Below are 11,717 nucleotides of genomic sequence, written 5' to 3'. Positions count from 1 at the left end.
AATATAAACAGTGAACCAAGGAGGAACACGATGCTTAGAGGATTGTACGGCGCAGCAGCAGGGATGATTGCCCAACAGCAGCGCCAAGAAATGCTGACCAACAACCTAGCCAATGCGAATACTCCAGGATACAAAGCCGACCAAGCATCACTGCGTGCGTTTCCAAACATGCTGATCAAAGCAATGGATACGCAAGGACCAAAAGGCGCATCTGCTCCGATTATCGGAGAACTCGCAACAGGTGTCTATTTGCAAGAACGCATGCCGAACTTTCGTCAAGGAGACATCAATGAAACAGGCAATTCAACCGATATTGCACTGCTTCAAGGTGTACTGCCTGAAGGAGAGTCAGGGCGTCCGGGTGCTTTATTTTATACGATTCAATCTAATGATGAGATCCTATACAGCCGTAACGGAAACTTTACGATAGACGGAGCTGGCTTTCTGACAACGACGGAAGGGCAGTATGTTCTTGGAACGAACGGCGAGTCGCTTCAAGTCGGTGATGAGAATTTCACGCTTGACCCAAATGGTACAATAACGTCATCAGATGGTGCAGTGATTGGCCAAATTAACGTGGCTTACGCAGAAGACCCAATGTTGCTTGTGAAAGAAGGAGACGGCCTGCTTCGTTATACAGAAGAAGGTGAGCTGCCGACTGCAATTGGAAATGCCGAGATCAACTATCAGCTCCAGCAAGGCTTTATTGAACGCTCAAACGTTGATGCCTCACAGACAATGACGGAAATGATGAATGCATACCGCTCATTTGAAGCGAACCAGCGTATTCTTCAAGCTTATGATCAAAGCTTGGATAAAGCCGTTAATGAAGTCGGGCGGTTAGGCTAATGGCTGAACAGAAAGTGAGGATAGAACGATGAATCTTTCGATGATATCAGCTTCTGTAACCATGGGGCAGCTGCAACGTAAAATGGATACACTTTCACATAACATGGCAAACAGCAATACAACAGGCTTCAAGCGCCGTGAAGCAACGTTTTCAGACCTGTTATTCCAGCAGGTTAATAATAACACGGACACACGCTATGAAACCGGCAGGCTGACGCCAAACGGAATCCGCGTCGGTGCAGGAGCAAAGATTGCCCAGACCGCTCTTCGGATGGAGCAGGGGGCCATTCAAAATACAGACCGCCGTCTAGATTTTGCTATCACCCAGCCTAATCACTTTTTTGAAGTTCAATCTGTTGAAAATGGACAAGCTGTTAATAGGTTGACGCGTGAAGGGGCTTTTTATCTTAATGAAGATCCTGATAATCCTGGTCAGCTTACCATTGTCAATGCAAATGGTGAATATTTATTGGATGGTGGAGGCAACCGATTTACATTGCCTATGAATTTCTCAGATATTCAACTTTCCCCAACTGGAGAACTGCGTGTGACATTAAATGATAATGTAACAACGGAAGAACTTGGTCAAGTGCAGCTCATCCATGTGCTTAAACCTCACTTGCTTGAGGCAGTAGGAGACACACATTTTACAATCCCAAACCTTGAGAACTTGGGATTAATGGATGCAGATATGTTTGAACAAGTTCCAGGTGATGAAGGAAGACTGATGCAGAATGCTCTTGAACAATCAAACGTGAACATTGCTCAGGAGATGAACGAATTGCTGCAAACCCAGCGACACTATCAATTCAATGCACGTGCCCTTTCTATGGCAGATGAAATGAACGGTTTAATTAACGGGATCCGCCGTTAAGGATAACCGCGTTTGTGCAAATGAGGAGAAGAAAATGACTGAACAAGAGAGACAACCAACGACAACTGAACAAGAAGCGGCTAAGACAGAAGTAGAAAACACTCCTGTTGCAGCGGGTAAGGAGGAAGAACCGAAAAAGAGACGATTTAGTTTGCGCAGAAAAGGTCCAAAAAAAGAGCGCATCCGTCTGATTCCTATCTGGCTCCGTCTTATTATCGTAACCGTTCTTGTCGGCGGCAGTCTTCTTCTTGGAATCATTATTGGCTACGGGGTCATCGGCGATGGCGACGTGTCTGACGCCCTCAAACCAGAAACCTGGTACCATATTCTTGATATGATGCAAGGGAATTAGTGAGTGAAAACCACCTTTTGAGGTGGTTTTTTGTTTTGGGCTGATGTTAGAGTGAGGTCAACAGGCGCAATCACACCTCAACTAAATACAATTCCAGCTTACACCGACGCAATAGCGTCTTTAATCGGAGCATAAACAGCCGACTGACGCAATAACCCTTTGTACCCACGCAATAACCCTATAGATAGGCGCAATAGCCAAGCACACCCGCGCAATAAGCCTCTGAGCCGGCGCAATTCTCCCTGCACCTTTCCATCCAGTCAACCCGGCCGCTCCTCCTCACCAACCTTATCAAAAAATTTTGTCACAAAATAAAGGGTTTTCCCGACCTTAGTCGAATAATTAACTTTACCAATTATCAGGAGGCCTGCATATGATCCGAAAACAGCGCGAAACCCCAATTCATCTGCTTCAAATTGAAGCCCTTCATAGAAGACTAGCCCCTCACCATTCCAAAAAGAACGCAATAGAAGAAGAACTGTACAAGTACCAAGCCGGTTTAAAAGGTGAACAATCCCTCGATTACTTCCTCGACCCGTTTAACAGCGATCAATATTCCGTGCTGCACGACATCAGGCTTCCTTTAAACGGTCAACATTTTCAAATGGATTCTATAATCATTGCTCCAGCATTTATTCTCATTCTCGAGGTGAAAAATCTATCCGGCACGCTGCATTTTGATCTAGAATACAACCAGCTGATCCGTTCCATACAAGGAAAGGAAGAAGTATTTCCAGACCCCATCCTGCAAGTGGCAAGACAAGAGCAGTTCCTCGCCGAATGGCTGAAGCAGCAAGCTTTCCCTGACATTCCTATCTATTCACTCATCCTTGTAGCAAATCCAAATTCTAAAATCGAAGTAAGCGGCGGTACACGTGAGCAGCGCTTAAAGATCCTCCACCTGGCCAAAGTGCCGTATGTCCTCTCCGAACTTCTTCAGAAAGGCTCGCCATCAAAATTATCCGATAAGCAATGTGAAGCCCTCATTAAACAGCTGATAAGTCAGCACACTTCCTACACACCAAATATTTTAAGCTACTTTAAACTTCATCCAAACGAGCTTTTAACAGGCATCCACTGCGCTTACTGCAATGCGCTTCCGATGCGGAAGGTATATGGCGGCTGGTTATGCGCATACTGCAATTATCACTCGCGTACGCCGTTTGTCGATGCGCTCACCGACTACCGATTGCTCATAAATGAATCCATCACAAATAAAGAGCTCAGGCGTTTTCTAGGCGTGCCGACACGAAATATTGCCAACAAAATCTTAAGACAGCTTACACTAAAGCGAAACGGCATCACAAAAGGGACCTCTTACAGCTTAGAGAGAATTGGATTGAAGTAATCTGAGGCGAGGGCTGGTGCACGGTGTGGCATCACGAGGGAATCGGCGCAATTATAGCCGGAGTCAATACAATAGTCTGGTCAACCGGCGCAATCCGGCCTGAGACTGACGCTATTAGCAGCAATTGGCGCAATACCACCGCGGGCCGACGCAATTACAGTCTGAACCCGCACAATTACCCAAGCAACTAGTCAAATAACCCCTCCAACTGACGCAATTACCCGTACGTCCATCCACCGCCCACCCATCCGCCTCATGCCCACGCACCTCTCATATGCTATAATAAACTCATCCAAATCCCACCACTGAAAGGAAGTCTAACCATGAGCGAATTAACAATTGAAGAAATCAAAGAGATTATTCCGCACCGCTATCCATTTTTGCTGATTGACCGTATTCTTGAGATTACTGAAGGCGAACGAGCAGTAGGACTCAAAAATGTCACAGCGAACGAAGAATACTTTAACGGACATTTCCCTGACTATCCGGTTATGCCTGGTGTCCTCATTATTGAAGCACTTGCACAAGTCGGTGCAGTAGCCATGCTAAAAAAAGAAGAAAACCGCGGCAAGCTCGCATTTTTCGCAGGTATTGATAACTGCCGCTTTAAGCGTCAAGTCGTACCAGGCGACCAGTTGAAACTAGAAGTAGAGATCACACGCCTTAAAGGACCAATCGGCAAAGGACATGCAATTGCCACAGTAAACGGCGAGGTTGCAGTTGAGACAGACATTATGTTTGCCATCAAAAATGCTTAAACAGCCTCTGTAAAGGCCGGCCGAACACATACATAGCAACGCACACAATCTCCAACCGGCCGAACGGCTTGCTTGCCGCATAAAGAACCGGGATGAAGCCGGCAAAACAAAAACAGCCCTGTAACTATTGGTATATCAGCGTTCGACTAGGATTCGACATAATCCTAGTTTGTGATAAACTGTGTGACACCTTGGGAAGATGCCTAGATCTTACCAAAAAAACCTGCAACCTATAGACGATTGCGCATAAGCTTGGTAGGATGTACACAGACTAACAGCAAGGCAAATGAGTCACGCACTCATAAACCCAATACGTTAGTCAGATAAATAATCAGGGGGTATTATCAATGAAAAAATTTATGATGACAACAGCAGCAGCTGTATTATCTTTAAGTGTATTAGCAGCATGTGGAGAGCCAGCAGATGAGCCGGCAGTAGACGAGCCAGTAGAAGATCCAGCAATGGATGAGCCTGCTGAAGATCCAGCAATGGATGAGCCAGCTGACGAAGAGCCAGCTGACGAAGAGCCAGCTCTAGATGAAGAGCCAGCTGAAGACGAAGAAATGGATATCGAAGAAGAAGATGAAGAAGCTACTAACTAATTCTAGTCTGATTCTACAATACAAAAACCCCGCTTAGGCGGGGTTTTTTTCTGTGGTTATGAACATGGTTTCAGGGTCTGGTAGGTGAAAATCAGTTTATCTAACTCCTCACTTATCTGCAATACTTCTTTTGAGTTCATCCCGAACCTGAGTGCTGAGACATGTAGCTCTTCACGCTTGGATTCGATCACTAAAAGCAAGCTCTCTTTATTCATAGTATTCACCCGTTATGGTTGATTTTTTAGCCGTTCTCTCCAAAAATATAAGTATACTTATTAGTAGTTATTTCCTATTCTACTGGATTTTCCATGGGAATACCACTATTATTTGAACAGATTTCAGTATTTTGTCCATTTAAGAAAAACAAAAAAGGTGATGACAGCAATTAGTCATCACCTTTTATTCGTTTGATTCAATTGGCAGTTCGAGATGCTCTCTTAGCTCATTAGACATTTCTTTACGGTCTTCATCCGAAACAATCACATAATAAAGACCGTCAATCCGTTCGTTTTCGCCTTGTAGCGCTAGCTGCTCTACCTGATGCCTTGCCCCGCGGTAGTTTGATTGGATCGTCCACATTTCACTTAACGTTAAATCCGTCCGTACTGATCTACCGACCGCATCTAGTATGTCTCCAGCTCGTGCAATGGAAGAGATATCGGCAGCTTCTAGAATCACTGCTTCCACAATTTCACGCTGACGATCATTCCGGCCAAAATCTCCCCGTGAATCTTCCTTTCTCATACGCGAGTAAGCAAGAGCTTCCTCGCCGCTAAGCTTCTGCTCACCAACTGGGAACCGGTAGCCGCTTTGGCTGAACTCAAAGTCATTATCAATCGTCACCCCGCCAAGAGCATCGACAATACCAACGAAACCTTCCATATTAATGCTCACATAATGGTCAATCGGAATATCTAAGAAGTTCTCAACGGTGTCAATCGCCATTTCAACCCCGCCCCACGCATAGGCGTGATTAATCTTTTCAACCGTTCCGCGCCCGATGATATCTGTTCTGGTATCACGCGGAATGCTGAGCATTTTAATCGATTCTTTTTGTGGGTTGACTGTGAGCACAATCATCGTATCCGACCGCCCTTTAAGCTCTTCTCCAGATGAATCCACGCCAGAGATTAAAAAGGAGAGAGGCTCCTGGTTTTCAACATCCACTTTGACCTCGCGTTTTTCTGATTTCTCTTCCTCACGCTCGATCGGCTCATACATGTCTTGCGCGGTCTCATTTACCGACGCCCACAAATAGACCCCGTATCCTGTTATTGAAAGAAGAATGATAGCCGCAATCACTAGTAAGACTCGTTTCATCGACATTCCTGCCCCCCGTATAAGTTGTTCTTTGTTATAATGTACTTCATTATATAGGAAAATGGCTGTCGATGGAAATGGACGTCGCCTGCATCATCAATTAAAACAACTCTCCATTCACTAAACGGTACAATACTTCCTCATCCGTCAACGTACTTGCTGCGGATCCGGCCTTCTCACGTGCCTTCTGAAGCGTGCCAGAGTAATGCAGCTGTCCTTCTTTTAAGACACCAATTTCATCACATAAGAAAAGAACTTCAACTACATCATGTGTCGTGTATAATGGTCTTGCCATCTTGCGCTAACTGTTTGATCAATTGATTGATTTCATATTTGGATTGAAAGTCTATCCCGACAGTTGGCTCATCCATTAGGAGAATTTCTGGGTCATGGAGGAGGGCGATCACAATGTTTAATTTTCGCTTCATCCCACCAGATAATGTTTTGACTTTATCATGAGCACGATAGCCAAGCCCAATCATCTCTAGATGGTTAATCAGTGCTGACTTAGTGAGCTTTTTATTGGAAAATGCACTCCAGTACTGAGCATTCTCGAGCACGGTTGCTTCCTCTCAAATCGATAACTCTTGAGGTACATAGCCGATCAGCTCACGAATAGGCTTTATTTGCTTTTTTATATCAAAACCCGCGATGGTGATTTCTCCTCCAGAAGGCTCCATGACCGTTGCTAACAATTTAAGGAGGGTTGATTTCCCAGACCTATTCGCGCCAAGAAGACCGTAGATTTGTCCTTCTTTAGCAGATAATGATAGGCGATCAAGGGATTTATTCTTCCCGTACGATTTAGAAACATTTCTTACCTCGATCTGATTCACTTCAACCATTCTCTTCCCTCCAATCGTTTAATCGCTAATGTGAGCATGACACAAGTGGCAATACCATTCACAATTAAGGATAAGGGTGAAACGGAATCCACATGCATCACCGCAAAATGTGGAAGATACGCAGAGATCGCTCGCAGGACCTCAGCTAGTTCATGAACAGGGATGAAACTTCCCCCTAAAAGGCTTAAGCCGACGACCACCATCATGCCAAGAATATAATACAAGATTTTTGCTCCAGGCCGCGAGCATAAAGGAAAGGGCCATACTTACACATACAAACAGCATCATGCTTAAGAATAAGCTCACACTAGGCGCAGCTTTATGTAACGATAGTAAGATAAAATACGAAGCCGAAGCTTGCAGAATAAAGAAACTGACATACACAATAAACTGAACGAATAAATAGTTTCGTAATCCAGCAAACGTAGAGCGAATTCGCGGAAAGATCACCTGTTTTTCCCGAAGCACCCAATCTGATAGAACAACGCCAATCAACAGTGTGAAAAAGGTCCACATCCCTAAATACGGGTTTAACCACTGTTTTTGAACGTCACTTACCGCACCGTCACTTGAAACATCTTTATACTCGATCGTAAGCAGCGGCTCAGGGTCCCACTGGCTTTCGCTGTATTCAAATGTCCTTTGCCACACCACATTTTCTTCCGCATCAAGCGGCAGCTCTAATAAAGCAGATAAAACGAGGACGCGGTCAGCAGCATTCACACTGCTTGACAGTCTCGCTGCCATACTAGCGATGACCTCATTTATAATTCCAGTCGTTAAAGACTGAGGCGCGGTCCACACCTCAATCATCTCTTGCCTGTTTCCCTGTTTTAAAGCGGCTTCAAAGTTCTCCTTAATCACATAAACTGAATCGACTTCATGTCTCAAGAGCATTTCCCGGGCATCTTCCCTGGTGGTTGTAATCACAGAGATCCGGTCTTGGCTGGAAAGGTGTGTGACAACAAATCGTGAAAAGACCTCACCGTCCTCATCTACCAAAGCAATCGGAATAGCGATTTCTTGTTGTCCTTTTTCAAGGAGAGTGCCAAAAAGCAGCATCCCGCCTATAGGTACCAAGAAAAGGAGCAGCAAGACAGCCGGCTTATAAAAAAGTCTGGAGAGAACCATACGCAAAAGCTTCATGACTATCTCGCTCCTTTCTTGGCCAATATGCCGGCTGCAGCTTCCTCAGGAGACAGCTCCATGACCAATTCGCGTAAGCTCAGCGTTGTATCGCTATGTTCATAATCTACTTTCCCGTTATCAGTAAAGTACTCATCTTTCAATGAATCCATAAAGAAGGTTGAGTATCTAGATTGAAGAGCCTCTTGTTCTGCTTCTGAGAGCTTATAGTCTTCTAAGCTGTACTGCGCGGATTCCAGGCTTTCTATGCCATCATAAAATGGGTAAAACATACGCATGAAATCACCGTATTGATCAAGGTTGATATAGAAGTATTCATCATAGAGGAAGGGAACCTTTAATCCCATTTTTAGCTGACTGAGCTACGGTTCGGGATGAGAGTTGGTTTTGTATTCTTCCTATTAGTCTTACATACGAGCAACCTTTTATAGTAAAATAGAAACAGCTTGTCATAGGAGGTACACATCATATGAAGAAATTTTTAATCGCAGCAACAGCGGGCGCAATGCTTTTAGCAGGCTGTTCTGAAGGCGAAGAGCAAACGGATGTAACGGAAGAGACTGAGGAAGTAAACGAGGAACAAGAGATAGAAGAAACAGAAGCAGGAGAAGATTTTGCTGAAGGTGAACCGGTAGACAGCGCGGACTATATTGAAGACGGAGCGCCGATTACGGCAAATATTGAGCAGGAGGCAGGCGTACTAGGCGCACAAGTATTTGTAGATGGAGACACAGCAGTCGGCTCTCTTATGCTAGATGAAAGTGTCGAAGAAGAGCGAGTCGAAGCCCTTGCTCAAAACTTTGCCGAAGAAATAAAGGCTGCACATGAAGATAAAGCGGCTAATGTGCAAGTTGTACAGAATAATGAAATCGTAGCAGATATTACGATTGAATAAGGTGGAATGCGATGAGCGGAGGCTTGTCGCATTTCTTTTTTTATTATTTGAAAATTTATTATTGAAACAGATATGCATATCTACCACGGGACCAATCCATTAGCTACGTATCCGCGTATTATTGGACATGAAGTGACAGGTGAAGTCGTCAAAGCGGGGGAGAGTGTGTCCCGTTTAAAAGAAGGCGATAAGGTGGTACTAGAGCCAATTGATACATGCGGCGAGTGCTATGCATGCCGTAATGGCCGAGCAAATGTGTGCGAAAAGCTTGAAGTATATGGTGTACACCGCGACGGCGGCATGCAGGAATATATGGTCGTAAACGAAGCTCACCTTCATAAAGTTGATGCATCGATTCCCTTTGAAGATTCGGTATTAGTAGAGCCATTTACGATCGGGGCACAAGCGAACTGGCGCGGAAATGTCCAAAAAGGTGACACCGTGTTAATTCAAGGAGCAGGTCCGATTGGCATCTGCTGTCTCAAAGTGACAAAGCTGCTTGGAGCCACATGCTTTATCACCGATCTAAGTGAAGAACGATTAGACTTTGCCGTAAAGTGCGGAGCAGATAAAGTGATTCATGCTGGTAAAGAGGATGTAGTGGAGACGGTAATGGAAGCAACGGCTGGTGAAGGGGCCAATGTTGTCATTGATGCGGTATGTCTCCCGCAAACATTCGAATTAGGCATCCACGCAGCATCCATTGCCGGACATGTTGTGGTACTAGGGTTTGATGAGCGTCCATCAACGATCTCTCAACTTCCAATTACTAAAAAAGAATTAACGATTGTCGGATCACGTCTGCAAACGAACCAATTTGAAAAAGTCATTAAGTGGATGGAAGAAAAAGAGCTGAATGTAGATGAAATGGTCACACATACCTTCTCTATTGATGAGATTAAAGAAGCGATGTCTTTCATTGAAAACAATCCAAATGAAGTACGAAAAGCAGTAATCTCCATGTAAGCACGATCTGCCCGCCCAATTATCGGGTGGGCATGATGTGTTGATTCGCAACTAACTTGATAAAAGGAGAATGATCATGAAAAGCTATCAAACTTTACAAAAAATGATCGATGCCGGAATTACAGCTGTTGTTCGCGGAGATACGTTTGAAGAGGCAGCGACGATTGCCAAAGGGTGTATTGAAGGCGGCGTGACATCCATTGAAGTAACATTCACCACACCAATGCGCCGCTTCGGCGATCCGGAAGATCTGCTCGGCACATTGCTGTGGCTGGCAGATGAGAATATGTCTGGATTCGTTACAGGCATCACCGTACCAGTAGACGGTGGGTTTATGGCGTATTCAGGGGTTTAATGATGAGGGCACAACCGCTGGGGCGGTTGTGTTTTCCATATATTTGCTGCGTTTGCTAGAAAAGTGGTGGAGTTTGCTAAGATAAATGGTGAAATCGCTGGATTAGGATTAATTTTGCTAAAATAGTTACTATAATTGCTAGAATCACAACCTTATCCAATAAGAAAAAAGGACAAACCACTCAATTTGTCGAAGTTCTTCCTCTATTAAACCTCTAACCAAAGCAAAGGAGCCCTATATGATTGCCAAACCTCGCAAAATCCCGATTCATATTGACAAATTAGAAGCTCTCCTCCGCCGAATCCCCGCTCATCATCCCAAAAGGCCTCACATTGAAGCCGATCTCGCCAAGCGAAAAGCTGGATACAAAGGGGAGTCCACCCTCGATTATCACCTTAGCTTTCTGCCGCCAAAAGAGTACATCATTCTCCATGACCTTCGTCTACAAAGCGGCGAATATTTCTTTCAAATTGATACACTCATCCTCACTCCAACTTATATCCTCATCATCGAAGTGAAGCATCTCTATGGAACGCTCTCATTTGAACCCGAATTTCAGCAGCTCGTCCGCACAACTCCTGATGCAGAAGACACTTTTCCAGACCCCATCATCCAAGTCCAAAAGCAAGCTAGTCAACTTCGCCAATTTATAAAGAAACATAAATTGCCGGATATACCGGTTGAAACGCTAGTGGTCATAACGAACTCACAAAGCCGGATTTCTCTCTCAGACTCAACAACCTATACAAGAAAACATGTAATACGCGACACGGTTTTGGTGAAGCGGATAGAGAAGCTTAGCGAGCGATATACCACACTCATTCTCGACCCAAAGCTACTCAAAAAAATAACAAGGCTCTTAAAAAACTCGCATATGCCATCAACATTTGAACCGCTCGAATTTTACCGAATTGAGCTAGACCAACTATTAGGTGGGGTCCACTGCCCGAAATGTGATGCCCTCCCGATGAGGAGATTACACGGAAAATGGCTATGCCCAAGCTGCTACTACCAATCAAAATTAGCACATATAAATAGCTTAGTAGATTATGTATTACTCGTAAGTGACACGATTACGAATAGGGAAGCATGTGAATTCCTGAAAATAGCGAAAGATACTGCGAGGAGAATGTTAAAATCATTAAAAACTGTAGAGACTGGTACTACGAAGGATAAAAAGTTTGAGTTGGTCATAGATAATCTAGTAAAAAGCATAAAAAAAGAAGACATCTAATGAAGAAGATGTCTCCTTATTGGAACTACAGAAGAGTGTAGACGCTTAATTCTAGCAAACGAAACTTTTTATTTAGCAAAGGTCATAAGCATTTTAGCAAATAATTAAATAATCCAGCGAAAATCATCATTATTTTAGCAAACCCATACATTTAATGGGAAAACAAAAAGGCT

The 11,717-nt window shown here is 44.2% G+C and carries 14 protein-coding genes and 3 pseudogenes; 10 read left to right on the top strand and 7 right to left on the bottom strand.

Going from position 1 to position 11,717, the window contains the following annotated elements:
* The first annotated feature begins 30 nt into the window (after positions 1–30).
* The 6 genes from BPOF4_RS18025 (at position 31) to BPOF4_RS18000 (ending at position 4,783) form a co-directional block, all read left to right on the top strand.
* Complete coding sequence (locus BPOF4_RS18025; RefSeq protein ID WP_012960684.1) at positions 31–849, top strand: flagellar hook-basal body protein; 819 nt, start codon at positions 31–33, stop codon at positions 847–849.
* A 28-nt stretch (positions 850–877) separates the two neighbouring features.
* Positions 878–1,723, top strand: coding sequence for a flagellar hook-basal body protein (locus tag BPOF4_RS18020; RefSeq protein WP_012960683.1), 846 nt, complete (start codon positions 878–880; stop codon positions 1,721–1,723).
* A gap of 34 nt (positions 1,724–1,757) precedes the next feature.
* Positions 1,758–2,075, top strand: coding sequence for a DNA-directed RNA polymerase subunit beta (locus BPOF4_RS18015; RefSeq protein WP_012960682.1), 318 nt, complete (start codon positions 1,758–1,760; stop codon positions 2,073–2,075).
* 373 nt (positions 2,076–2,448) lie between these two features.
* Complete coding sequence (locus BPOF4_RS18010; protein ID WP_012960680.1) at positions 2,449–3,423, top strand: nuclease-related domain-containing protein; 975 nt, start codon at positions 2,449–2,451, stop codon at positions 3,421–3,423.
* Positions 3,424–3,746: 323 nt separating this feature from the next.
* Positions 3,747–4,181: a 3-hydroxyacyl-ACP dehydratase FabZ gene (gene fabZ, locus BPOF4_RS18005; protein ID WP_012960679.1), complete on the top strand. Its 435-nt coding sequence runs from the start codon at positions 3,747–3,749 to the stop codon at positions 4,179–4,181.
* Between the two features lie 347 nt (positions 4,182–4,528).
* Entirely contained in the window at positions 4,529–4,783 is a 255-nt protein-coding gene (locus tag BPOF4_RS18000; RefSeq protein WP_012960678.1) for a hypothetical protein, read from the top strand.
* 56 nt (positions 4,784–4,839) lie between these two features.
* On the opposite strand, the gene BPOF4_RS21775 is transcribed toward BPOF4_RS18000, so the two are convergent.
* From BPOF4_RS21775 to BPOF4_RS17980, 7 genes and pseudogenes are all read right to left on the bottom strand, one after another.
* Positions 4,840–4,998 carry an aspartyl-phosphate phosphatase Spo0E family protein gene (locus BPOF4_RS21775; RefSeq protein ID WP_081457703.1) on the bottom strand — a complete coding sequence of 53 codons (159 nt, stop codon included), beginning with the start codon at positions 4,996–4,998 and terminating at the stop codon, positions 4,840–4,842.
* A gap of 184 nt (positions 4,999–5,182) precedes the next feature.
* On the bottom strand, positions 5,183–6,103 hold the full coding sequence (locus BPOF4_RS17995) for an LCP family glycopolymer transferase (RefSeq protein WP_012960677.1): 921 nt from the start codon (positions 6,101–6,103) through the stop codon (positions 5,183–5,185).
* Positions 6,104–6,203: 100 nt separating this feature from the next.
* Positions 6,204–6,398, bottom strand: a complete 195-nt coding sequence (locus tag BPOF4_RS22680) for an ABC transporter ATP-binding protein (protein ID WP_012960676.1) — start codon at positions 6,396–6,398, stop codon at positions 6,204–6,206.
* On the bottom strand, positions 6,370–6,531 hold the full coding sequence (locus BPOF4_RS23040; RefSeq protein WP_476489877.1) for a hypothetical protein: 162 nt from the start codon (positions 6,529–6,531) through the stop codon (positions 6,370–6,372). Before BPOF4_RS23040 ends, BPOF4_RS22680 begins: the two co-directional genes overlap by 29 nt.
* A pseudogene (locus tag BPOF4_RS17990) lies at positions 6,520–6,948 on the bottom strand (ATP-binding cassette domain-containing protein); the annotation flags it as partial. The gene BPOF4_RS23040 and the pseudogene BPOF4_RS17990, both read right to left, overlap by 12 nt.
* A 150-nt stretch (positions 6,949–7,098) precedes the next feature.
* The gene (locus BPOF4_RS17985; RefSeq protein WP_012960672.1) at positions 7,099–8,094 is read right to left on the bottom strand and encodes an ABC transporter permease; all 996 of its coding nucleotides are present in this window, start codon (positions 8,092–8,094) and stop codon (positions 7,099–7,101) included.
* A 2-nt stretch (positions 8,095–8,096) separates the two neighbouring features.
* Positions 8,097–8,441, bottom strand: coding sequence for a hypothetical protein (locus BPOF4_RS17980; RefSeq protein ID WP_158305586.1), 345 nt, complete (start codon positions 8,439–8,441; stop codon positions 8,097–8,099).
* 122 nt (positions 8,442–8,563) lie between these two features.
* On the opposite strand from BPOF4_RS17980, the gene BPOF4_RS17975 reads away from it, so the two are divergent.
* From BPOF4_RS17975 to BPOF4_RS17960, 4 genes and pseudogenes are all read left to right on the top strand, one after another.
* Positions 8,564–8,989, top strand: coding sequence for a hypothetical protein (locus tag BPOF4_RS17975; RefSeq protein WP_012960670.1), 426 nt, complete (start codon positions 8,564–8,566; stop codon positions 8,987–8,989).
* A 57-nt stretch (positions 8,990–9,046) separates the two neighbouring features.
* A pseudogene (locus BPOF4_RS17970) lies at positions 9,047–9,955 on the top strand (zinc-binding alcohol dehydrogenase family protein); the annotation flags it as partial.
* 217 nt (positions 9,956–10,172) lie between these two features.
* Positions 10,173–10,310: pseudogene (locus tag BPOF4_RS22055) on the top strand (D-mannonate oxidoreductase); the annotation flags it as partial.
* Between the two features lie 238 nt (positions 10,311–10,548).
* A complete protein-coding gene (locus BPOF4_RS17960) occupies positions 10,549–11,544 on the top strand; it encodes a nuclease-related domain-containing protein (RefSeq protein ID WP_012960667.1) in 996 nt (331 codons plus the stop codon).
* Positions 11,545–11,717 lie beyond the last annotated feature (173 nt).

This window comes from Alkalihalophilus pseudofirmus OF4, from assembly GCF_000005825.2.
GTDB lineage: Bacteria > Bacillota > Bacilli > Bacillales > Bacillaceae_D > Alkalihalophilus > Alkalihalophilus pseudofirmus.
Note: the sequence above shows the minus strand (reverse complement) of the source record. Positions and strands in the feature narration are given on the sequence as shown.